Origin of the sequence: Micromonospora sp. CA-248089 (genome assembly GCF_050948515.1) — a bacterium.
Lineage (GTDB): Bacteria > Actinomycetota > Actinomycetes > Mycobacteriales > Micromonosporaceae > Micromonospora.
On record NZ_CP192016.1, the window covers coordinates 1,689,486 to 1,711,061 of the forward strand.

Below are 21,576 nucleotides of genomic sequence, written 5' to 3' on the forward strand. Positions count from 1 at the left end.
TGCTACTCGTCAGTAACCAGACGTGGCACCACCCCCCGCGTGGCCCACCTCACACCCCGCCCGCGATCGTCACTGCTGCGGGGTGCGCAACGCCTCCGTCAGAGCGGGCAGGAGCAGCCCGATCTGCCACTCCCGGGCCCCGAACCCGCGCAGCGTCTCCGCCACCGTGTCGTCGGTGATCTCCGCGGGCGGCTGCCACGCCAGCCGGCGGATCGAGTCCGGCGCGATCAGGTTCTCCGCCGGCAGCCGGTGCGCCCCGGCGGTGCCGACCACCACCTCCCGGGCACGGGCCAGCCGGCCGGCCGCCACCGGGTCGCGCTCGGCCCAGCGGTGCGGCGGAGGCGGCCCCTCCACGGCCGGGCTCACCGGCAACGCGTCGTCCGGCAACTGGCGGGCGTCGTCGAGCGCCGCCAGCCAGGTACGCGCCAGCCGGCGCACCGACCGCCCCCCGAACCCGGGGAGCGTCAGCAGCGTCTTCTCGTCCTTCGGGTCCAGCTCGGCGGCGGCCACGATGGCCGAGTCGGGCAGCACCCGCCCCGGCGCGGCGTCCCGGCGGGAGGCGATCTGGTCCCGCGCGTACCAGAGCGACCGCACCCGGGCCTGGGCGCGCGCGCCGCGTACCCGATGGATGCCGGACGTGCGGCGCCACGGCTCCGCGCGCACGCGCGGCGGACGGGCGCCGTTGCGCACCAGCGCGTCGAACTCCTCCGCCGCCCAGCCGGACTTGCCCTGCCGCTGCAACTCCTCGTCCAGCGCGTCGCGCAGGTCCACGAGCAGTTCGACGTCCAGCGCCGCGTACGTCAGCCAGGACTCCGGCAGCGGCCGGCTCGACCAGTCGGCGGCCGAGTGGTGCTTCTCCAGGCTGAAGCCGAGCAGCTGTTCGGTCAGCGCGGCCAGGCCGACCCGCTCGAATCCGGCCAGCCGGGCGGCCAGTTCGGTGTCGAACAACCGACGCGGGCGCAGCCCCACCTCGGCCAGGCAGGCGAGATCCTGGCTGGCCGCGTGCAGCACCCACTCGGTCTCGGCGATCGCCGCGTCCAGGGCGGACAGGTCGGGCAGTGGCAGCGGGTCGATGAGCGCGGTGCCGGCGCCGCCGCGGCGCAGCTGCACCAGATAGGCGCGCTGGCTGTAGCGGTAGCCGGAGGCGCGTTCGGCGTCCAGGGCAACCGGGCCGGTGCCGGCCGCGAAGCGGGCCACGACCTCGTCCAGCTCGGCAGGGGTGGCCACCGGAGCGGGCGTGCCCTCACGCGGCGCGGTCAGGGGGACGGCCGCGCCCGGATCGGTCTCGGGCCCCGCGTCCGCCGGCTCCGGCAGGGCCGACGTCGGACGGGCGGACGCCTCTCCGGTACGGCTTTCGGCGGCCCGACGGCGCAGGGGTGGTTCGTCGGTCACCTGACAACCCTAGTAGGCCGGACGATCCGGTGTGCGCAGCCGGTCGGGCGCGTGTCGGCGAGACGGCCGCCGGGTGACCGGAAAGGTGCGGGTTGCGGGGCCGTGAGAGGGTCGGACAAGGGGGAAGACAAAGCCCGATCCCGCCGGTACGGTCCATCGAGCCGCGAACGGCGTACGGGTGCCACAGCGGCCGGGGGGCGTCGGTGAAGCCGACGGGGAGGACGGACGAACATGACAGGCGGGTACGGAACCGGCGACGACGCGCCGGGTCAGGGCGGCGGCGACACGGCAGCCGACCGGCCGGGGCCGCTGCCGCCGCGCTTCGCCCCGCCCGGCGCTCCGGCACCGGCGCCCGGATCGTTCGCCGGTGGAGCCGAGTGGGGCGGCACGCCCGGCTACCCGGCGCCGTCGACGCACGCCGGCCAGCCGTCCGCGGGATACCCGGACCCGTCGGGCCCGCCGCAGTCCACGCCCTATGCCGCCGCGTCCGGCGTCGCGACCCCGGCCCGGCCGGGCGGGTCGTCCTACGGCCCCCAGCCCGGGCAGTCGTCCTACGGCACCGGAACGGCCCAGCCGTCGTCCTACGGGTCCGTACCGCCGCAGACCTCCCGGGCGTCCGCTCCGGCGTACCCGGGTCAGCCGGCCGCGTCGCCGTCGTATCCGGGCGGGCCGGGCTCGTCGTCCTACCCGGACCCCCGGCCCGCCGCGCCGTCCTACCCGGGTCAGCCCGTGTCCGCGCCCGCCTCGGCGTACCCGGGTCAGCAGGCCCTCGCCGGCGGCCCGGCCGGCTTCGGCACGCCGCCCGCCGGCCCGCCGGCCCGGCGCAGCCGCCTGGCGGTGGTGGCGCTGGCCCTGGCCGCGGTGCTGGCGCTGGTCACCGGCGTGCAGGCGTACCAGATCTACCGGCTCGACGACCGGCTCGCCGCCGCCGACAAGCGGATGGCCGAGGGGCAGGGCGCGGACGCCAGCCGGCTCGACGGCCTGGAGCAGCGCGCCGGCAGCCTGGAGAAGCAGGCCGACGCGGCCTTCAACCCGGAGGCGGTGGCCGGCGCGGTGCTGCCGAGCGTGTTCCGGGTGCGGGCCGGGCAGTTCACCGGTACGGCGTTCGCCGTCGGCAAGGCCCCCTCCGGCGGCGGCACCACGCTGCTGACGAACTTCCACGTGGTCGAGTCGGTCTTCACCGCCGGTGAGCGCAAGGTGTTCCTGGAGCGCAAGGACCAGCGGTTCGAGGCGACGATCATCGCCACCGACAAGGACAAGGACCTGGCGCAGCTGCGGACCACGGCCAAGTTCACCGGTCTGGTCGCGGCCCGCGCCCCGGTGCGGTCCGGCCAGCAGATCATCGTGGTCGGCGCGCCGCTCGGGCTGCAGGACAGCGTCACCACGGGCGTGGTCAGCGCGTTCCGCGAGGACGAGAGCGGCGGTGGCCCGGTGATCCAGTTCGACGCCCCGATCAACCCGGGCAACTCCGGCGGCCCGGTCATCAACGGCTCGAAGGAGGTCGTCGGCATCGCCACGGCCAAGGCCCGCAACGCCGAGGGCATCGGGCTCGCGGTGCCGATCAAGACCGCCTGCGACCGGTTCCGCCTCTGCTGACCGGCCGCCCACACCGGTGTGGGTGACCGCACCGCATCGACCCCGGCCCATCGGGCCACCCCGCGGGGGACCAGCACATCTGGAGGAACGACATGTCCTACCCACCGGCCGGGGGCGACAACCCGCCCCCGGCGCCGGGGGGCACGGTCTACGGCAACGTGTACGGCAGCCGGCCCGCGCCCCAGCAGTACGACCCGAACCAGCCCGCGCCGACCCTGCACCAGCCCGCCGCGCCCGACGGCGCCCCCGGGTACGCCGGATATCCGCCCGCCGCGCCGGCCCAGCCGGGCTACGCGCCGGGCGCCGCCCCGGTGCCTCCGCCGGCACAGCCGATGTCGGCGCCGCCGGTGTCCGTCCCGCCGGTCTCCGGCCCTGGTTACGCGCAGCCGATGTCGGTCCCGCCGGCGTCCGCCCCGCCGGTGTCCGGCCCCGGCTTCGGGCCGCCGCCGATGTCCGGACCGCCCGGCCCGTACGGTCCGCCCGGTGCCGCCCCGGCCGCCGGCGGCAGCCGGAAGGTCGCTGTGCTGGTGCTCGGCCTCGTCGCCGCGTTGCTGCTCGTCTTCGGCGGCGTGATGACCTTCCTGTACGTCTCCACGAACGGCGAGCTGGACAAGTCCCGGCAGCTGGTCAGCCAGCGCGACGGCACCATCTCGGCGAACCAGCAGGAGATGGAGAAGCTCAAGGGTGAGCTGAAGACGGTCCAGGATCGGCTGTCGGACACCCAGCAGGACCTGACCGGCACCAAGAACGACCGGGACGAGCAGGCCCGGCAGAAGAAGGTCATCGCGAGCTGCCTGGACAAGCTGACCACCGCCATCGCGGCGGCGTCGCGCGGCGACCGGGCGGCCTTCGAGGCGGCGAACAAGGGCCTGGACAAGGTCTGCGACGAGGCCGAGAACTACCTCTGATCCGGCGTCCGCCGTGAGGCCGTCCCGCACGCGCGGGGCGGCCTTCGCGCGTCAACCCCGGGGGTACGCCGGCGGCGAACCGCGCCCGGCCCGCCGCAACGGTCGTCGCGCGTGAGGCGACCCGTGTGCCGGTACGCGGCCCTCGCGAGCCGACGGGCGGCGGTCAGGCGGCGCCGGCGGAGCGGCGGGGCAGCGCGGTGACGCCGGGCGGCGGCAGGCCGGCCGTGGAGGCCAGCAGCGTGCACCAGCCGAGCAGGTGCGGGCCCAGGTCGGCGCGCAGCGGTGTCCAGGAGGCGCGGATCTCGATGTCACCGGCGGCGGGCGGGCCGGCCAGCTCGCCGAAGCGGGTGGACAGCGTCTGGGTGACGGTGCCGCCGATCGCCCGGTGCCCGGCGCCCTGCGCGTCCAGCGCGTCGGTCAGCCAGGTCCAGCCGACGCCGGGCAGCAGCGGATCGCTGGCCAGGTCGACCTCCAGTTCGGCGGTGACGTACGTGACCAGGCGCAGCGTGCCCTGCCACGCCTCGTGCCCGGCCGGGTCGTGCAGCAGGATCAGCCGGCCGGTGGCCACCTCGTCGTCGTCGCGCATCACGGCGGCGGAGAGCGCGAACGCGTACGGGGCCAGCCGCTGCGGCGCGCCGACCTCCTCGAGGACGATCTCCGGGCGGGGTGTCACCGATCGCAGCCCCGCGACCGCGCGAGCGAACGTTTCCGGGAGCGCGATCGGGGGGGCCATGCGGGCAGCCTATGCCGCGCCCGCCGCGCGGTGCGTGACGGCGCGCCGGTTGATCGACGGTTAAGAAGGGGCCCTTCCTCTACCGGAGGCGTTAAGCGGGGGCCCTTCCTTCTACGTCACAAATGCGGACGGTGAGCGCGGGCGCGTGCCGGGGGCGTGGCACGATTGCCGCGATGACCACCGACACCACGGGCACTGCCGCCCGAGACGGAGAACCCCGCCGCGGCGGGCCGGCCGACTCGCCCTTCGTGCGCGCCTGCCGGCGCGAGCCGGGCCCGCACACCCCGGTCTGGTTCATGCGCCAGGCCGGCCGGTCGCTGCCGGAGTACCGCGAGATCCGGGCGAACGTGCCGATGCTGGAGTCCTGCCGCCGGCCGGACCTGGTCACCGAGATCACGCTCCAGCCGGTGCGCCGGCACGGCGTGGACGCGGCGATCCTGTTCAGCGACATCGTGGTGCCGGTCGCCGCGGCCGGCATCGACCTGGACATCGTGCCCGGCACCGGCCCGGTGGTGGCCGAGCCGATCCGTACCGCCGCCGACGTCGAGCGGATCACCCCGATCGGCCGCGACGAGGTGTCGTACGTGGACGAGGCGGTCCGCCGGCTCGTCGTCGAGCTGGGCGACACCCCGCTGATCGGCTTCGCCGGGGCGCCGTTCACGCTCGCCAGCTACCTGGTCGAGGGCGGGCCGTCGCGGACCCACGCCAAGACCAAGGCACTGATGTACGGCGACCCGGACCTGTGGCACGCGCTGTGCGCCCGGCTGGCCGAGGTGACGCTGGCGTTCCTCCAGGTGCAGATCGACGCCGGCGTCTCCGCGGTGCAGCTGTTCGACTCGTGGGCCGGTGCGCTCTCCGAGGCCGACTACCGCCGTTTCGTGCTGCCGCACTCGACGTACGTGCTGGGCGGGCTCGCCGGCGCCGGCGTGCCGCGCATCCACTTCGGGGTGGGCACCGGTGAGCTGCTCGGCGCGATGGGCGAGGCCGGCGCCGACGTGGTGGGCGTGGACTGGCGTACGCCGCTGGACGTCGCCACCGGCCGGATCGGGCCGGACAAGGCGGTGCAGGGCAACCTCGACCCGACCGTGCTGCTCGCCCCCTGGCCGGTGGTGGAGACCGAGGTGCGGCGCATCGTCGAGCAGGGCCGGGCCGCTCCCGGCCACGTGTTCAACCTCGGTCACGGCGTCCTGCCGGAAACCGACCCCGAGGTGCTGACCCGGGTGGTCGCGCTGGTGCACGAGCTGACCACGCGACCGGAGCGCTAGGAGGAGACAGTGGTGCGACCGTGGCGGGTGGCAATCGTCGGTGGCGGGATCACCGGGCTGGCCGCCGCCGTCCGGTTGCGCGACCGGGCCCCCGAGGGCACCGAGGTCACCGTGTACGAGCAGTCCGGCCGCCTCGGCGGCAAGCTGTTCACCGGTGAGCTCGCCGGTGGGCCGGTCGAGTTCGGCGCGGAGTCGTTCCTGATGCGCGACCCGGCCGGTGGCGAGTCGGCAGCGGTCACGCTGGCCCGGCGCCTCGGCCTGGACGCGTCGATCGTGCACCCGACGGTCGGGCAGGCCGCCCTGCTCGTCGACGGCACGTTGCACCAGGTGCCGGGCGGCACGCTCGTCGGCGTACCCGGGGATCTGGACAAGGTGGCGGCGGTCGCGCCGCCGGCCGCGGACGCCGACCGCGACGCGGGCCACCCGCTGCTGGCCGACGGCGAGGACACGTCGGTCGGTGAGCTGGTCCGCAAGCGTCTCGGTGACGCGGTGGTGGACCGGCTGGTCGACCCGATGCTCGGCGGCGTGTACGCGGGGCGGGCCGACGACCTGTCGCTTGTGACCACGATGCCGGCGCTGGCCCGCGCGGCCCGGGCCGAGCACACGCTCGTCGGTGCGGTACGCGCCGCGCAGGCCGCCGCGCCGCGCGCGCCCGGCGCACCCGTCTTCGGCACCCTGGCCGGTGGGCTGAGCACGCTCGTCGAGGCGGCGGCGACGGCGAGCGGGGCGACGATCCGCCGGGGCGCGGCGGTACGCGAGCTGCGGCGCACCCCGTCCGGCTGGCGGCTCACCGTCGGGCCGACCCGCGACGCCGAGCACGTCGAGGCCGACGCGGTGCTGCTCGCGGTGCCGGCCCGCCCGGCCGCCCGGCTGCTCGCCGCCGCCGCGCCCGAGGCGGCCGACACGGTCGGCGCGCTCGACTACGCCAGCGTCGCCCTGATCACCCTCGCGCTGCCCGGCCCGGCCCTGCCGGAGCTGTCCGGCTTCCTGGTCCCGGCCGGCGAAGGGCTGACGATCAAGGCGTCCACGTTCTTCACCACGAAGTGGGGGCACCTGCGGCGGCCGGACGGGCTGGCGCTGGTGCGCGCCTCGGTGGGCCGGTACGGCGACGAGACGTCGCTGCAGCTCACCGACGACGACCTGGCCGACACGGTGCACCGGGAGCTGTCGGCGGTGCTCGGCGCGCCGCTGCCGGCCCCGGTGGCCCGGCACGTGCAGCGATGGGGTGGCGCGCTGCCGCAGTACACGCCCGGGCACACCGCCCGGGTGGCGGCGGTCCGGACGGCGCTGCGCGCCGCGTACCCGACGCTGGCGGTGGCCGGCGCCGGCTACGACGGCGTCGGCATTCCGGTCTGCGTCCGCTCCGGCGAGACGGCGGCCGAAGAGATCATCACGGCACTGGGAGGATCGGCAGCATGACCGAGCAGACCAACGCGGCGCGGCTGCGGGAGCTCAACGAGACCATCCGCTACACGATGTGGTCGGTGTACCGGGCCACCAGCCCGCTGCCGTCGCTGCGGGAGAACGTCGTCGACGAGGTCGAGTCGCTCTTCACCGAGCTGGCCGGCAAGGACGTCACGATCCGCGGCACGTACGACGTGGCCGGGCTGCGCGCCGACGCCGACCTGATGATCTGGTGGCACTCGTCGTCCAGCGACGCGCTCCAGGACGCGTACCTGCGGTTCCGCCGCACCACGCTGGGCCGGGCGCTGACCCCGGTCTGGTCGCAGATGGCGCTGCACCGCCCGGCCGAGTTCAACAAGAGCCACATCCCGGCGTTCCTGGCCGACGAGCAGCCGCGCGCCTACCTGTGCGTCTACCCGTTCGTGCGCTCGTACGAGTGGTACCTGCTGCCCGACGCCGAGCGGCGGGAACTGCTGTCCGAGCACGGCAAGATGGCCCGGGGCTACCCGGACGTGCGGGCCAACACGGTCGCCTCGTTCGCGCTCGGCGACTACGAGTGGATGCTGGCGTTCGAGGCCGACGAGCTGCACCGGATCGTGGACCTGATGCGCGACCTGCGCGCCTCCGGCGCCCGCCGGCACGTACGGGAGGAGATCCCGTTCTACACCGGCCGCCGCCGCCCGGTGGCCGACATCGTCAACTGCCTGGTGTGAAAGGAAGGGCCCCTTCTTAACGCCTGCGGTAGAGGAAGGGGCCCCGCTTAACACCCCGACGGGTGTCGAGCAGGGCCCCGACCGGGACGGCAGCCGTCAGGAGGTCGTCGTGCAGGACACGATGCTGGGCACCGGGTTCGTCGCACCGGCCGAGCCGGTGAAGCCGAACGAGGTGCTCGCGCCCGGCGCGAGCGAGCCGTTGTAGGCCACGTTGCGTGCCGTCACCAGCGTTCCGCTCGTGCTCACGGTGGCGTTCCACGCCGAGCTGACCTGCTGGCCGTTCTGGTAGTTCCAGCTCACCGACCAGCCGCGGATCGGCGAACCGCTGTTGTTCGTCACCTTCACGTCGGCCTGGAAACCGCCACCCCACGTACCGGTGATCGCGTACGTCGCGGTGCAGCCACCGGCCGGGTTCGGCGTGGTCGGCGGCGGGCTGCTCGGCGGCGTGCTCGTGGGCGGCGTGCTCGTCGGCGGGGTGCTGGTGGGCGGGGTGCTGGTCGGCGGGTTGGTCGGGCCGGACCCGCCGAAGTCCACGTCACTGCACAGGTAGTAGGACTGGTCCAGGTGGCTGGCCTGCCAGATGGTGTAGACGATGTGCCGGCCGGTGCGGCCCGGCGCGTTCGCCGGGATCTGGATGGACACGCCGTCCACCTCACGCGTCCACTGGCTGGCCGGGGTGTTGCCGATCTGGCCGACCAGTTCCAGGTCGCTCCAGCGCAGCGGCGAGGTGAGCGCGTTGAAACCCTGCTTGGTCACGTACACCCGGATGTAATCGGCGCCGTGGCTGGCCTGGTCGAAGAACTTGACCCGGAAGTTGTTGGTGACCGGCACGGTCTTCCAGGCGCCGACCGTGTCGAGCGCGTTGTACCGGCCGCTCTGGGTGCGGCCGCCGCTGCACAGCTGCCCGTCCGGGATGGCGCCCTGGTGGTTGCCGGCCACGCCCTCGCGGAACAGGCCGTTCCAGTTCCACATGGCGTTCGGGTCGGCCTGCCACGCCTGCCAGCACATCGGGTCCTGGGTGGCCATGGCCGGGTTCTGGAAGTCACCGCCCCAGCGCTGCCAGCAGCTGTAGGCGCGCGAGGCCGGGTCGACAACCGACCCGTGCGCCGAGGCCGGGCCGGAGAACGCGGTGGTGAGCAGCGCCGCCACCACCGCGCAGACGGCGAGGATCGCCGCCGCGAGCGGTAACGGGCGGCGGTACGGAGTGGACATGGAAAGCCTCCGGATGGGTGTCGGTGCACGACGCCCGGACTGTCGGGAGTTGCCCTCTCCCGCGTGGCGGCTCCGCCCGCACGTTGCCACAAAAAGTGACAAACGTCAATTAGTTGGGTCGCGGCGCATCGGGGTGTGCGGGATGCCGTCCTCGACGTAACCGGGGCCGTCGACCGCGAAACCGAATCCCGCGTAGAAGCCCACGAGGTGCGTCTGCGCGTCGAGCACGCACGGCTGGTCGCCCACCACGGCCAGGGCCTCGGCCATCAGCGCGCCGGCCAGGCCCGCGCCGCGGGCCGCCGGCGCCACCACCACCCGTCCGATCCGTGCGACGCCGCCGGGGTCGGCCAGGATCCGCAGGTACGCCACGACGGCGCCGTCGCTGGTCAGCCACAGATGGCGGGTGCCGGGCTCGACGTCCCGGCCGTCCAGTTCCGGGTACGGGCAGGACTGCTCGACCACGAACACGTCGATGCGCAGCCGGAGCAGGTCGTGGAAGGTGCTGGTGTCCAGGTCGGCGAAACCGGCCAGGTGGGACTCGACGGGCATCGGCCCAGGTTAGGTGGCGCGCTTCCGGCCGGCGGTGCGCACCCCGGCTCGGGCGGCGGTTCAGCCCTTCGACGCGCGCAGCCCGGCTGCGGTGGCGGTGACGGCGCGTTCGAACCAGGTGCCGGTGTCGGCCGCCGAGCGGGTCCAGACCCAGACGCACTGGGTCACCCGGTCCTGCTGGAGGCAGCCGTAACGGTGCGGGAAACGGGTGCCGTCGGACAGGGTCATGGTGGCCGACACCATCCGGCCCGGCACGCCCAGCCCGGCGGGCAGCTTCCCGGCGGTGTGGCCGGTGGTGACCTGGCCGGCCTCCTCGTCGCGCTCGCACGCCTGGAGCACGCCGAAGATCTGCCGCATCGCGTCCGCGGCGGTCGCCTCGTCCGGGTAGACCACCGTCTCCTGGGCCACCTCGACGAACTCGTCGGCCGGTGTTCCCTCCGGCGTGCCGAAGACCCGGGTGGAGACGACGAGCCGCCGGTCGAGCAGGGGCAGCGGGCGACCACAGGCGACGCCGTCGGAGTCGAGTTGCTCGCTGGCGTTCTCGGGCTTCTCGGCCAGGCCGGCCAGGCTGCCGGTCGCCGCGTACCGGTCGCGCAGCGCCGCGGCGGCCCCGCCGTCGGTGGGTGAGGGCGCGGCGAGGGTCGGCGTGGTGGCGGCGCCGGGCGCGGTGGTGGAACCGCAGCCGGCGAGGGCGGCGGCCAGGGCCACCGCGATGATCAACCGTCGGGACACCGCAGGGATGCTAGCCGGAGATCGACGCCGGTGGGCGCCCGGGAGCGCCCGCGTCAGGCGGGGCGGGCGCCGACCGCGTCGCGTACCTCGGCGCCCTGCTCGCCCTCGACGGCGCGGGCGCAGTGGGCGCAGCAGAAGAAGCGGCCGGAGACCTCGACGCCGTGCCCGACGATCTTGATCTGGCAGTGCTCGCAGATGGGCGCCATCTTGTGTACCGCGCACTCGAAGCAGTCGAACGTGTGCCGCGCCCCGTCGACGGTGCGCACCTCGAACGCCATCCAGTAGTCGTTACCGCAAACCTCGCAGGTTGCCATGCGAAACCCCCCGAAAACGGACCTGTCATCCGAGAGTCGCGCAGACGACACCATCGGGCAACCGGAACGGGCGAACCTGATCCGGCCCTACGGCGAGTCGCTCCCGGCGTGTCGCGCGTTGACTGATGTGACCGCCGAAAATCCCCGGAGGATTCGTGATCAAGCGCAACAAGCTCTTCGGCAACCAGACCCGGGTGACGTTCTCGCTGCCCCGGGACACCCCGGCCGGCACTGTGAGCGTGGTCGGCTGCTTCAACGGTTGGGAGCCCGGCCGGCACGAGCTGGTGCCGCGCCGCGACGGCACCCGTACCGTGACGGTCCGGTTGAAGCCGGGGGAGTACCGCTTCCGCTACCTGGCCACCGGCGGCGTCTGGCTGGACGACGAGGCCGCCGACCGGGTGGACGAGGCCGGCGGCCTGCTGCGGCTGTGACGCCGCCGTCAGCCGGCGCTGGGCTCCAGCCGCACCGAGATCGAGTTGACGCAGTGCCGGGTGTCCTTCGGGGTGAAACCCTCACCCTCGAAGACATGCCCGAGGTGGCTGTCGCAGCGCGCGCAGCGGATCTCGATGCGGCGCATCCCGAGCGTGTTGTCCGGGATCTCCTTGACCGCGCCCGGGATGGCGTCGTCGAAGCTCGGCCACCCGCAGTGCGAGTCGAACTTGTCCTCGCTGCGGAACAGTTCCAGCCCGCAGGCCCGGCAGTGGTAGACGCCGGGGGTCTTGGTGTCGACGTACTCACCGGTCCAGGGCGCCTCGGTGCCGGCCTCGCGGAGCACCCGGAACTCCTCGGGGCTCAGCCGCACGCGCCATTCGTCCTCGGTACGGGGCAGTTCGTTGTCGGAAAGACTCACCCCTTCACGGTACGTCGGCTGTCGGTGGCATCGCATATGGTCGCGTGATGGCGGGCAAGGGTGCGGTCGAGGAGATCGAGGTAGCCGGGCACACGGTGCGGCTGAGCAGCCCCGATCGGGTGATCTTCCCCCAGCAGGGCTTCACCAAGGCCGACGTCTTCCGCTACTACCTGGCCGTCGGCGAGGGGATCATGCGCGCCCTGCGGGACCGGCCGACCACGCTCCAGCGCTTCCCCGACGGCATCGAGGGGGAGATGTTCTTCCAGAAGCGGGTGCCGCAGCGGGGCGTACCCCCGTGGGTGCGCACCGCGCAGATCGCCTTCCCCAGCGGCCGCAAGGCCGACGAGCTGTGCCCTGCCGACCTGGCGCACGTGGCCTGGGCGGCGCAGATGGGCACCGTGGTGTTCCATCCGTGGCCGGTGCGCGCCGCCGACACCGACCGCCCCGACGAGCTGCGCGTCGACCTCGATCCGCAGCCGGGCACCGACTTCGCCGACGCGGTGACCGCCGCCGGTGAGCTGCGCGGCCTGCTGGACGAGCTGGGCGTGCCCGGCTGGCCGAAGACCTCCGGCGGCCGGGGCGTGCACGTCTACCTGCGCATCCAGCCGCGCTGGACGTTCGTGGAGGTGCGCCGGGCCACCATCGCGCTGGCCCGGGAGCTGGAACGCCGGCGTCCCGAGCTGGTCACCACCGCCTGGTGGAAGGAGGAGCGGGGCGAGCGCGTCTTCGTCGACTTCAACCAGATGGCACGGGACCGCACCATCGCCTGCGCGTACTCGCTGCGCGCCAACGCGCGCGCCACCGTCTCCACCCCGGTCGACTGGGACGAGCTACCAGAGGTCGACCCGGACGACTTCCACCTGGGCACGGTGCCGGCCCGGTTCGCCGAGCGTGGCGACCCGCACACCGGCATCGATGACGCCCCGTGGGACATCACGCCGCTGCTGGAGTGGGCCGAGCGGGACGCCGCCGACGGGCTGGGCGACATGCCCTACCCGCCGGAATACCCGAAGATGCCCGGCGAGCCGAAGCGGGTCCAGCCGTCGAAGGACCGCGACCGCCCCCGCCCCTGACGCCGTCTCCCTTTCAGGCGGGCGCGCGCACGGCGCGGTGCGGCCGTGATCGAGTACCGCCGGCTCAGGCGGGAGCGGTGAGCATGCTCCGCACCGAGGCCACGACGTGCCGAGGGCGGCGGTAGAGGTCGGTGGCGGTGTAGATCCGTATGCGCCAGCCGTGCTCGGCCAGCCAGTTGAGCCGGGAGCGGTCGTGGTGCAACCGGCCGGGGTCGAGGTGGGAGGCGCCGTCGTACTCCAGGCCGATGCGCCGGTCGCGGTAGCCCAGGTCGAGGCGGTAGATCGGTGTCCCGTCCTGGTCGGGAACCCACAGCTGCGGCTCCGGCGACGGCAACCCGCCGTCGATCAGCAGCAGCCGTAGTTGGCTCTCCTGCCGGCACTCCGAGCGCGGGTCGGCGAGCGCGACGAGTTGCCCTGCTTGTCGTACTCCCCGCAGGCCGGCGTGCCACGCCACCTCGGTCAGCAGGTCCTTCCGGCGGCAGGCGCCGGCTCGGAGACAGAGGTCCAGCACGGGCAGCGCGTCCGCCCGCCGGAGCACCCGGGCCAGATCCACGGCGCAGCGGGCGGCAGGCGCGCAGGGGATGCCGGCGATCTCCACCGCGTCCGGCACCGGCAGCACCGTCTGGTGCGCCGCCACGCCCCGGATCCGCCGGGCACTCACACCGGGTGGCACGATCACGTGCACCCGGTCGTCGGGTACGGCCCCGAACCGGTGCAGTCGCGCACCGGTGTGGAACCCCGCGACGGTTCCCAGCGGCAATCGCCGGAACAGGGCGCGCAACCGGTTGATCTCGTCGTCGGTGCAGCCGTACACGCCCCGGGACAGTCGGCACAGCCGTCCCGCTTCCACCCGGTGCCGGACCGCCCCGCGGCTCGTCCCACCCGCCAGCAACTCCCCGTACCGCCACACCCGCCCACCTTCCCGCCCGCCGCCCTCCCCGTCCGCCCCTGTGGACAGGGCCCTCCCCTCCGCGCCGGTGACCGCCGTCGATCTTGGAGTTGTGGTCGTTCCCAAAAGCCGCATAGAGCGCATTCGAGGTGCCACAACTCCAAGATCGACGGGGAGGGCGGGTGGGGGTGCGACGAGGGGGTGCTGGGGGACCGATAACGATCATGTAACGGGCGCGAACCTTTTGCGGGGTGTCACTGCTCTCTCTCGGCATCGGCCCGCCGGGGCCAGGAGAGGACGTCGGATGAAGCTGGTGTGGAGGCGGGCGATAGAGGCCCGTGGGCTGCTGCTCGCCGCCGCTGTCGCGGCACTTGTCGCGGTCGCGCTTGTCACCGGGCTCTCCGACTACAACCGCCGGGCGGTCGAGGCGGGCGCGCGGGCGGTGCTCGACGCCGCACCGGCCGAGGAGCGCAGCCTGCTGATCAGCGGCTCCGGCGGCGCCGACGCCGCCGCGTTCGCCGAGCGGGACCGGGCGGTACGGGAACAGTTCGCGAACGGGCTCGGCGGCGCTCCGGTCACCGTGGCCGCGACCCGCTCCGGGACCGGCCGGGAGCTGACCGGGGACGTGGGCGCCGCCCGTACCGACGACGACCCGATGTTCGCCAACCTGGCCACGCTCGACGACCTGCCGGCGCACGCCGAGTTGGCCGCCGGGGCGTGGCCGGTGCCCGGCAGCAACCCGTTGCAGGTGACGTTGCCGGAGAAGGTGGCCGCGCAGCTTAGCCTGGAGGTCGGGGAGCGGGTGCCGCTGTACGACAGGGGCGCCGAACGCGCCGGCACCGTGGTGGTCGTGGGCACGTGGCGGCCCCGGGACGCGTCCGAGGCGTACTGGCGTCTCGCGCCGGGGGTGGGGGAGAGCCAGGGCGACGCGGAGATCACCTCGTACGGGCCGTTCGCGCTCGACCCGGCCGACTTCGCCCGTACCTTCCCCGGCTCCACCTCGGCGGCCTGGGTGGTCGACCCCGACCTGGTGGCGGTCGAGCCGGCCCGGCTGCCCGCCGTGACCACGGCGCTGGACGAGATCACCGGGAAGCTGCCCGAGGCCACCGGCCTGGGCTCCTCGACACAGCAGGTCAGCCACCTGGACCGGCTCGTCGACCGGCTCAGCCGGGCCGACCTGGTGGGCCGGTCCGCGCTGCTCACGCCGCTGCTGCTGATCGTGGTGCTCGGCGGGTACGCGCTGGTCCTGGTGGCGGCGCTGCTCAACGAGGACCGGCGGTCGCAGACCGCGTTGCTGCGGGCCCGGGGCGCCGCCCGGGGGCAGATCGCCGGGCTGGCCGTACGCGAGGCGACGCTCGTGGTGGCGCCGGCGCTGCTGCTGGCCCCGGCGCTGACCGGGCAGGCGATCCACTACCTGGGCGCGGACCTGGGGCTGGCGGACGGCGACCTGGCCCGGGTGTGGGTGGTGGCGGTCGGCGCGGCGGTCGGCTGCCTGCTCGCCATGGTGCTGCCGGCGATGCGCCGGGCCGGCACCTACGTCGCCGACATGGCCGCCCGGTCCCGGCCCACGCGGGGCGCGGCGGTGCAGCGGGCGAGCGTGGACATCGCGCTGGTGGCCCTCGCCGTGCTCGCCTGGACCCAGTTGCGGCAGTACTCCTCGCCGCTCGCCGGCGCGAACGGCAACCTCGGCATCGACCCGCTGCTGGCCGCCGCGCCCACCATCGGCGTGCTGGCCGGCGCGGTGATCGCGCTGCGGCTGCTGCCGCCGACCACCCGGATCGCGGAACGCCTCGTCGACCGGCGGACGTGGAACGCCACCATGTTCGGCATGTGGCAGGCGGGCCGCCGCCCGCACGCCGGCCCGGTGCTGCTGCTCGCGCTCGCCGTCGGCGGCAGCACGCTCGCCTGGTCGCTGGTCGCCTCGTGGGAACGGTCGCAGCGGGACCAGGCGCAGCACACCGTCGGCGCGGACCTGCGGCTGACCGAGCGGGACGGCACCGCACCCGTGGACCGGGCGGCCCAGCTGGCCGCCGTGCCCGGCGTGGACCGGGTGCTGCCCGCCTGGCGCGACGACGTCCGGGTGGGCCGCGAGGCCCGGCCGGCCACCGTGGTGGCGCTGGACGCGGCCGCCGCGAAGGGGCTGATCCGGCTCGACGACACCGGCGGGGACGCCTCCACCGGCGCCCTGCTGGACCGGCTGGCCGGCGGCCGGACCGCGCCGGTGGGCGGCGTGCTGCCCGAGGGGGCGAAGACGCTGTCCGGCACCGTGCGTACCCCGGTGGAGAGCATGTACGACCGGCCCCGGGTGGCGGTGACCGCGTTGTTCGCCACCGACGCCGGGGCCACCTGGCGGGTCCGGCTCGCCGAGGCCGACGGCGACGGGAAGCCGGTGCGCTTCTCGGTGCCACTGCCGGACAGCGGCGGCGCCCCGCTGCGCCTGGCCGGATTCGAGGCCGACGGCGGCGACGCCACCGGCAGCTCGTACCGGCTTCTGCTGGACCAGCTACGGCTCACCGACGCCGCCGGGACGGCCCTGCCACTGCCGGTGGAGGGGGCGTGGCGGGTGATCGACCCGGGCGCCGGGCCGCGCGGCACCGCCCAGGCGAGCCCGACCCGGATCGACGGGACGCAGGGCTTCGACGTGCCCGCCGGACTGTTGCAGTTCGCCCGGATCCCCTCGTCCCGGTTCGCGCTGGTGCCGATGGTGCCGGACCGCCCGGTGCCGGTGCTCCTCACCCCGGGCGTGGCCGCTGCGATGAGCGTCAAGACCGGCGACACCGTCAAGCTGTCTGTGGCCGAGGTGACGCTCGAGGTCACAGTGGTCGGCCAGGTCGCCGCGGTGCCCGGCACCGGGGGCGACGGGCTGCTGCTGGACCTGCCCACCGCCACCACACAACTCCTGGAACGCAGCGGCGGCGTCCGGCCGGTGGCCGAGTGGTGGCTCGGCACCACGCCCGGTGGGCACACCGCCGCCGCGGACGCGCTCGCCTCGGCCGGCGGCACGGTGCTGCTGGACCGGCGGGCGGTGGCCGCGGAGGCCGCCGAGGATCCGTACTGGCAGGGTGCGCGCACCGGCCTGCTGGCCGCCGCGCTCGGCTCGGTGCTGCTCGCTCTGGTCGGCCTGGCGGTGGACGTCTGGGCCACCACCCGGCGCCGGCTCACCGAGTTCGCCGTGTTCAACACGCTCGGCGCGAACACCCGGCTGCTGGCTCGCGCGTACCTCGCCGAACAGACGTTCCTGGCCGCGATCGGCGTCGGCGTCGGGATGCTCGTCGGCGCCCTCGTCGCGGCCACCATGGTGCCGCTGGTGATCCTCACCCCGGCCGCCGGCCGGCCGGTGCCCGAGGCGGTCTTCACCGTGCCGTGGGTGCCGATCGGGGCGACGGCCGCCGGGCTGCTGCTCGCCGCGCTCGCCTTCGCCGCCCTCATCACCACCGGCATCCGCCAGCGGGTCGCCGCCGCGCAGCTCCGGATCGGAGGAGAACGATGAGCCTTCCTGGTGCCGCGCGCCGGGTACGCGCATACGGGGGGCAGTTCCTGCTGCTCGCCGTCCTGACCCTGGTGACCGCCCTGCTGATCACCGGGGTGCCCCGGGTCGCCGACCGGCTGACCGGGCAGGGTCTCACCGAGTACGTCGCCGGCCAGCCGGTGGCCCGCCGCGACCTCACGTACAGCACGGCGCCGGCCGCGTTCCCGCCCTCCACCCGGGCCGCCGTGACCGGTCGCGCGGCCGAGCTGGCGGGGATCGAGGAGACGATGCCCGGCGTGGTCCGGGACACCATCGGCCAGCGCTGGTACGTCGCCCAGACCGTGCCGGGCCGGCTGCGCGGTCCGACGCTCGCCCCCGGGAAGGGCCTGATCGACGTCCACCTGCGCGCCGGTACCGGCATCAAGGAGGCGGCCACCCTGGTCGACGGGCGGTGGCCGGAACGCCCCGTCGCCCCGGCCCGCACGGTCGAGGTGACGCTCGCCGAGACGATCGCCGGCACGCTCGGCGTGAAGACCGGCGACCGGTTCCTGCTCCTGATCCTCGACCAGGACGACAACGTGCTCAAGTCCCTCCCGGTCGCGCTGGTCGGCGTGTGGCGGCCGAACGACCCGGCCGACGGCGTCTGGGACATGCTGCCGTCGATGCTGAAGCTCAGCCCGCCCGAGGGCGACGGCGACCCGTTCGTGGGCGTCGCCTACACCGCCGACGGCGGGGTCGACCAAGCCGTCGCGGCCGGCTGGCCGGTGAGCTTCAGCTGGCGGTACCGGATCGCCCCGGACCGGCTCGAACCGGGCCGCCTCGACGCGCTGATCGCCGGCGTCGACGGGCTGGACCGGGCCCTGCCCACTGAGCTCAAGATGACCCTCAGCCAGGGCGCGGACATCCCGCTGCGGCGCTTCGCCGACTCGCTCGCCGCCGCGCGTACCCTGCTCGCGGTCATCGCCGCAGGGCTGCTCGCCACGCTGGCCGGGCTGACGCTGCTCGCCGCCCGGCTGGCCGCGCGCCGCCGCCGCGCCGAGTTCCACCTCATCCGGGCCCGCGGTGGCTCGACCGGCGCGGTGCTGCGCCGCGGCCTGGCCGAATCGCTGCTGGTGCTGCCGGCTGCGGCCGGGATCGGCTGGCTGCTCGGCGGGCTGCTGCCCGGCACCGGTGCGCCGTGGCTCTGGGTGCTGATCGCCGGGCTCCTGGCCACGCTGCTGCCGCCGCTCGCCGCGCTCGCCGTCGGCCGCCGCGCCGGTGGGCGCGCCGACCTGGGCGGCCGCTCGCCTGCGGTCCGGCTCACCGTCGAGGTGGTCGTGCTCGGGCTCGCCGTGCTCGGCGCGTTCCTGCTGCGCCGTCGCGGGCTCACCGCCGGTTCGGTGGATCCGCTGCTGGTCTCCGTGCCGGTGCTGCTGGCGATCGCGGCGGCGCTGGTGGCGCTGCGCGCGTACCCCTGGCCGTTGCGGCTGGTCAGCCGCCTCGCCGCCCGGGCGCGCGGCAGCGTCGCGTTCCTCGGCACGGCCCGCGCGGGCCGGGCCGCGAGCACCGGGCCGCTGGTCGTGGTGGTGCTGGCCGTCGCCACCGCCGCGTTCTGCGGCGTGGTGGCGACCGGCATCGAGACCGGCCGGGACACCGCCGCCGCCCAGGCCGTGCCCGGTGACCTGCTGGTACGTGGGGAGCGCTTCACGCCGGACACGGCGGACCAGTTGGCCGCGCTGCCCGGGGTACGGGCCGTCGCGCCGCTGCTCACCGTGCCGGCCGAACGCCCGTACTCCGACCGCGCCGGACGCCCCGCCCCGCTCACCGAGCTGCGCGTGGTGCTGGTGGACGGGGCGCGGTTCGCCGAGGTGGCGCGGGCGGCCGGCGTACCGGTGGACGTGCCCGACCCGGTGCGGGCCCGCACCGACGGGAGCGCGCCGCTGCCTGCGCTGGTGTCCCCGGCGGTGGCCGAGGAACTGGCCGACGCCGGGCTCGCCGACGCCCGGGGTGAGCGGCCCGCCTGGCTGGACGTGCAGGGCAACCGGCTGCCGGTGCGCACCGCCGCCACCGTCGACGAGTTCGCGCTCGTCGACAAGGGCGTACGCCGGTTCGTGGTGCTGCCGTGGCCGGCGTTGCCGGCGGACGCGCCGCACCAGCTCGCGCCCACCGGGTTCGTGCTGGCCGGCGCGGGCGTGGACGCCGCCGAGGTGGACCGGGTCGCGCGTGAGGGGCAGCACCGCTACCTGCGCATCGGCGGGGTCGGCACCGGGGACAAGGCCCGCGCACCGGAGGTGACGACCCGTGCGGCCGTCCGCGCCGACCTGGGCGGCACCGGCGTCAACGGGCTGCTGGTGTTCGGGTTCGTGCTCGGCGCCGGAGGCGGCGCCGCGCTGGGCCTGCTCGGGCTCGCGCTCGCGGTGCTCGCCGGGGCCCGCTCGCGCGGCCAGGTGCTGTCCCGGCTGCGCACCATGGGCCTGTCCCGCCGGCAGTGGCGCGGACTGCTGATGGTGGAGCTGACACCGCTGGTGCTGGTGTCGGTGCTCACCGGAGCGGTGGTCGGCGCGTTGCTGCCGCTGCTGCTCACGCCGGTGCTCGGGCTGCCCGCCTTCACCGGGGGCGTGGAGGTACGCCCGAGTTTCGAGCCCGGCCTGGTGGCCGGGGTGTCGGTCCTGGCCATGCTGGCCCTCGGTTTCGCGATCGCCGTGGAAGCCGTGAACAACCGCCGGTTGCGCCTCGGTGAGGTGCTGCGGCTCGGAGAGGAGAGCTGAGATGACCGCGACCGCCGAGGCGTCCGTACCGGACCTGGCGTCCCTGCAACAGCGTGCGGCCGAGCGGGCCGCCGAGCGGGCCGGGGGACGGGACCGGCTGCGCGGGCACATCGTCTGCGACGGCCTGGTGCGCATCTTCAAGACCGAGGGCGTCGAGGTCGTCGCGCTCCAGGGCCTCGACCTGGTCATCGACCGGGGCGAACTGGTCGCGATCGTCGGTGCCTCCGGCTCCGGCAAGTCGACGCTGCTGAACATCCTGTCCGGCCTGGACACCCCGACCGCCGGTATCGCGCGGGTCGCCGACTACGACCTGCTGTCGCTGTCGAACAAGCGGCGGCTGGCGTACCGGCGCGACGTGGTCGGGTTCATCTGGCAGCAGACCGGCCGGAACCTGCTGCCGTACCTGACCGCGCTGGAGAACGTGGAGCTGCCGATGAAGCTGGCCGGGCGGGCCGGCGGGCGGCGCAAGCGGCGGGAACGGGCCCGTGAGCTGCTGGACATGGTGGGTGTCGGCTACTGCGCGGACCGGCGGCCGGGCCAGATGAGCGGCGGCGAGCAGCAGCGCTGCGCGGTCGCCGTGGCCGTCGCCAACGATCCGGAGATCCTCTTCGCCGACGAGCCGACGGGTGAGCTGGACGAGGCCACCGGCGCCGAGGTCTTCGCCGCGCTGCGCACCATCAACGCCGAACTGGGGGTCACCATCGTCGTGGTCACCCACGACCACGCTGTGGCCGGCCAGGTCCGCCGTACCGTCGCGATCCGCGACGGCCGGACCGCCTCCGAGGTACGCCGGACCGCGCGCGTCACGGCCGACGGCGGCACCGAGATGGTCAGCGAGGAGTACGCGGTGCTGGACCGCACCGGCCGGATGCAGCTTCCGGCGCAGTTCGTGGAGGCGCTGTCCCTGCGCGACCGGGTCCGGCTCAACCTGGAACCCGACCACGTCGAGGTGCGCCCCGGCGACCGGACGCACGCCGAGGAGAGTGAGTGATGACCGACCAGACAGTGGTGCTGCCGGCCGTGCCGGCGTCGGCCGTCGAGGACGTGGTCCGGGTCGAGGGGGTGAGCCGCACCTTCGGCAAGGGGGAGCACGCCGTGCACGCCGTGCGGGACGTCTCGTTCGCGGCGGGACGCGGTGAGCTGGTCGCCGTCCGGGGCCGCTCCGGCGCCGGCAAGACCACGCTGCTGAACCTGGTCGGCGGCCTGGACCGGCCGGACGCCGGGCAGATCCGGGTGGCCGGGCACGACGTCACCGCGGCGGGCGAACGGGAACTGCTGGCGTTGCGCCGGGGCACGATCGGGTTCGTGTTCCAGACGTTCGGCCTGGTGCCGATCCTGTCCGCGGCGGAGAACGTCGGGGTGCCGCTGCGGCTGGCGAAGGTGCCGGCGGCCGAGCGGGAGCAGCGGGTGGCGGTGCTGCTGGAACTGGTCGGGCTGGGCGGGCACGCCGCGCAGCGCCCGTACGAGCTGTCCGGCGGGCAGCAGCAGCGGGTGGCGGTGGCCCGGGCGCTGGCGAACGAGCCGGACCTGCTGATCGCCGACGAGCCGACCGGCCAGCTCGACTCCGAGACCGGCCGGTCGATCATGGACCTGCTTCGGGCGGTGGTGCACGCCCGGGGCATGACCGCGCTCGTGGCCACGCACGACCCGGCGCTGATCGAGCTGGCCGACCGTACGCTCACGCTGCGCGACGGCCGGCTGGTGTCGGAGGACTGACCCCGGGGTCCGGG

19 protein-coding genes are annotated in these 21,576 nt (G+C 74.9%); 11 read left to right on the forward strand and 8 right to left on the reverse strand.

Annotation, left to right across the window (positions count from 1 at the left end; all coding sequences use genetic code 11):
• Nucleotides 1–69: 69 nt before the first annotated feature.
• The gene (locus tag ACQP26_RS08260) at nucleotides 70–1,392 is read right to left on the reverse strand and encodes a ribonuclease D (RefSeq protein WP_433495346.1); all 1,323 of its coding nucleotides are present in this window, start codon (nucleotides 1,390–1,392) and stop codon (nucleotides 70–72) included.
• A 231-nt stretch (nucleotides 1,393–1,623) separates the two neighbouring features.
• Between ACQP26_RS08260 and ACQP26_RS08265 the strand changes: the two genes are divergently transcribed.
• Both ACQP26_RS08265 and ACQP26_RS08270 read left to right on the forward strand, forming a co-directional pair.
• Nucleotides 1,624–2,988: a trypsin-like peptidase domain-containing protein gene (locus ACQP26_RS08265; protein WP_433495347.1), complete on the forward strand. Its 1,365-nt coding sequence runs from the start codon at nucleotides 1,624–1,626 to the stop codon at nucleotides 2,986–2,988.
• A gap of 92 nt (nucleotides 2,989–3,080) precedes the next feature.
• Entirely contained in the window at nucleotides 3,081–3,896 is an 816-nt protein-coding gene (locus ACQP26_RS08270; RefSeq protein WP_433495348.1) for a hypothetical protein, read from the forward strand.
• 163 nt (nucleotides 3,897–4,059) lie between these two features.
• Here the strand turns inward: ACQP26_RS08270 and ACQP26_RS08275 are convergent, their stop codons facing one another.
• Nucleotides 4,060–4,629, reverse strand: coding sequence for a DUF3000 domain-containing protein (locus tag ACQP26_RS08275; RefSeq protein WP_210898398.1), 570 nt, complete (start codon nucleotides 4,627–4,629; stop codon nucleotides 4,060–4,062).
• Nucleotides 4,630–4,802: 173 nt separating this feature from the next.
• On the opposite strand from ACQP26_RS08275, the gene hemE reads away from it, so the two are divergent.
• Genes hemE through hemQ form a run of 3 tightly spaced genes read left to right on the forward strand, consistent with a single transcriptional unit; the run spans nucleotide 4,803 to nucleotide 8,011 of the window.
• Nucleotides 4,803–5,894 (forward strand): uroporphyrinogen decarboxylase, encoded by a 1,092-nt coding sequence (gene hemE / locus ACQP26_RS08280; protein ID WP_269701174.1) that lies wholly within the window; start codon nucleotides 4,803–4,805, stop codon nucleotides 5,892–5,894.
• 9 nt (nucleotides 5,895–5,903) lie between these two features.
• Nucleotides 5,904–7,313, forward strand: coding sequence for a protoporphyrinogen oxidase (gene hemG / locus ACQP26_RS08285; RefSeq protein WP_269701173.1), 1,410 nt, complete (start codon nucleotides 5,904–5,906; stop codon nucleotides 7,311–7,313).
• Entirely contained in the window at nucleotides 7,310–8,011 is a 702-nt protein-coding gene (gene hemQ, locus ACQP26_RS08290) for a hydrogen peroxide-dependent heme synthase (protein ID WP_120570998.1), read from the forward strand. The genes hemG and hemQ overlap by 4 nt, the downstream gene beginning before the upstream one ends.
• Before the next feature lie 96 nt (nucleotides 8,012–8,107).
• Here hemQ and ACQP26_RS08295 read toward each other — a convergent pair whose 3' ends face one another.
• From ACQP26_RS08295 to ACQP26_RS08310, 4 genes are all read right to left on the reverse strand, one after another.
• Nucleotides 8,108–9,223: a lytic polysaccharide monooxygenase gene (locus ACQP26_RS08295; RefSeq protein WP_433495349.1), complete on the reverse strand. Its 1,116-nt coding sequence runs from the start codon at nucleotides 9,221–9,223 to the stop codon at nucleotides 8,108–8,110.
• 105 nt (nucleotides 9,224–9,328) lie between these two features.
• Nucleotides 9,329–9,772 (reverse strand): GNAT family N-acetyltransferase, encoded by a 444-nt coding sequence (locus ACQP26_RS08300; protein WP_433495350.1) that lies wholly within the window; start codon nucleotides 9,770–9,772, stop codon nucleotides 9,329–9,331.
• Nucleotides 9,773–9,832: 60 nt separating this feature from the next.
• Nucleotides 9,833–10,504, reverse strand: a complete 672-nt coding sequence (locus tag ACQP26_RS08305; RefSeq protein ID WP_433495351.1) for a hypothetical protein — start codon at nucleotides 10,502–10,504, stop codon at nucleotides 9,833–9,835.
• Nucleotides 10,505–10,557: 53 nt separating this feature from the next.
• Entirely contained in the window at nucleotides 10,558–10,818 is a 261-nt protein-coding gene (locus ACQP26_RS08310; protein WP_116505006.1) for a Prokaryotic metallothionein, read from the reverse strand.
• Nucleotides 10,819–10,973: 155 nt separating this feature from the next.
• On the opposite strand from ACQP26_RS08310, the gene ACQP26_RS08315 reads away from it, so the two are divergent.
• Nucleotides 10,974–11,249: an isoamylase early set domain-containing protein gene (locus ACQP26_RS08315; RefSeq protein ID WP_030503018.1), complete on the forward strand. Its 276-nt coding sequence runs from the start codon at nucleotides 10,974–10,976 to the stop codon at nucleotides 11,247–11,249.
• A gap of 8 nt (nucleotides 11,250–11,257) precedes the next feature.
• Here ACQP26_RS08315 and msrB read toward each other — a convergent pair whose 3' ends face one another.
• A complete protein-coding gene (gene msrB / locus ACQP26_RS08320) occupies nucleotides 11,258–11,668 on the reverse strand; it encodes a peptide-methionine (R)-S-oxide reductase MsrB (protein WP_030503019.1) in 411 nt (136 codons plus the stop codon).
• Nucleotides 11,669–11,715: 47 nt separating this feature from the next.
• Between msrB and ligD the strand changes: the two genes are divergently transcribed.
• Nucleotides 11,716–12,741 (forward strand): non-homologous end-joining DNA ligase, encoded by a 1,026-nt coding sequence (gene ligD / locus ACQP26_RS08325; RefSeq protein WP_433495352.1) that lies wholly within the window; start codon nucleotides 11,716–11,718, stop codon nucleotides 12,739–12,741.
• 64 nt (nucleotides 12,742–12,805) lie between these two features.
• Here ligD and ACQP26_RS08330 read toward each other — a convergent pair whose 3' ends face one another.
• Nucleotides 12,806–13,651: a hypothetical protein gene (locus ACQP26_RS08330; RefSeq protein ID WP_269701165.1), complete on the reverse strand. Its 846-nt coding sequence runs from the start codon at nucleotides 13,649–13,651 to the stop codon at nucleotides 12,806–12,808.
• 283 nt (nucleotides 13,652–13,934) lie between these two features.
• Here ACQP26_RS08330 and ACQP26_RS08335 point away from each other — a divergent pair, with 283 nt between their 5' ends.
• Genes ACQP26_RS08335 through ACQP26_RS08350 form a run of 4 tightly spaced genes read left to right on the forward strand, consistent with a single transcriptional unit; the run spans nucleotide 13,935 to nucleotide 21,562 of the window.
• On the forward strand, nucleotides 13,935–17,120 hold the full coding sequence (locus tag ACQP26_RS08335) for an FtsX-like permease family protein (protein ID WP_433495353.1): 3,186 nt from the start codon (nucleotides 13,935–13,937) through the stop codon (nucleotides 17,118–17,120).
• A complete protein-coding gene (locus tag ACQP26_RS08340; RefSeq protein ID WP_433495354.1) occupies nucleotides 17,117–19,846 on the forward strand; it encodes an FtsX-like permease family protein in 2,730 nt (909 codons plus the stop codon). The genes ACQP26_RS08335 and ACQP26_RS08340 overlap by 4 nt, the downstream gene beginning before the upstream one ends.
• A gap of 1 nt (nucleotide 19,847) precedes the next feature.
• A complete protein-coding gene (locus ACQP26_RS08345) occupies nucleotides 19,848–20,837 on the forward strand; it encodes an ABC transporter ATP-binding protein (RefSeq protein ID WP_269701160.1) in 990 nt (329 codons plus the stop codon).
• Nucleotides 20,837–21,562 carry an ABC transporter ATP-binding protein gene (locus ACQP26_RS08350; protein WP_281578629.1) on the forward strand — a complete coding sequence of 242 codons (726 nt, stop codon included), beginning with the start codon at nucleotides 20,837–20,839 and terminating at the stop codon, nucleotides 21,560–21,562. Before ACQP26_RS08345 ends, ACQP26_RS08350 begins: the two co-directional genes overlap by 1 nt.
• Nucleotides 21,563–21,576 lie beyond the last annotated feature (14 nt).

Bases quoted from the DNA above. Each gene is read 5' to 3' on its own strand.
- ACQP26_RS08265 (WP_433495347.1), top strand. From the start codon at position 1,624: ATGACAGGCGGGTACGGAACCGGCGACGACGCGCCGGGTCAGGGCGGC.
- ACQP26_RS08270 (WP_433495348.1), top strand. From the start codon at position 3,081: ATGTCCTACCCACCGGCCGGGGGCGACAACCCGCCCCCGGCGCCGGGG.
- ACQP26_RS08275 (WP_210898398.1), bottom strand. From the start codon at position 4,629: ATGGCCCCCCCGATCGCGCTCCCGGAAACGTTCGCTCGCGCGGTCGCG.
- hemE (WP_269701174.1), top strand. From the start codon at position 4,803: ATGACCACCGACACCACGGGCACTGCCGCCCGAGACGGAGAACCCCGC.
- hemQ (WP_120570998.1), top strand. From the start codon at position 7,310: ATGACCGAGCAGACCAACGCGGCGCGGCTGCGGGAGCTCAACGAGACC.
- ACQP26_RS08295 (WP_433495349.1), bottom strand. From the start codon at position 9,223: ATGTCCACTCCGTACCGCCGCCCGTTACCGCTCGCGGCGGCGATCCTC.
- ACQP26_RS08300 (WP_433495350.1), bottom strand. From the start codon at position 9,772: ATGCCCGTCGAGTCCCACCTGGCCGGTTTCGCCGACCTGGACACCAGC.
- ACQP26_RS08310 (WP_116505006.1), bottom strand. From the start codon at position 10,818: ATGGCAACCTGCGAGGTTTGCGGTAACGACTACTGGATGGCGTTCGAG.
- ligD (WP_433495352.1), top strand. From the start codon at position 11,716: ATGGCGGGCAAGGGTGCGGTCGAGGAGATCGAGGTAGCCGGGCACACG.
- ACQP26_RS08335 (WP_433495353.1), top strand. From the start codon at position 13,935: ATGAAGCTGGTGTGGAGGCGGGCGATAGAGGCCCGTGGGCTGCTGCTC.
- ACQP26_RS08340 (WP_433495354.1), top strand. From the start codon at position 17,117: ATGAGCCTTCCTGGTGCCGCGCGCCGGGTACGCGCATACGGGGGGCAG.
- ACQP26_RS08345 (WP_269701160.1), top strand. From the start codon at position 19,848: ATGACCGCGACCGCCGAGGCGTCCGTACCGGACCTGGCGTCCCTGCAA.
- ACQP26_RS08350 (WP_281578629.1), top strand. From the start codon at position 20,837: ATGACCGACCAGACAGTGGTGCTGCCGGCCGTGCCGGCGTCGGCCGTC.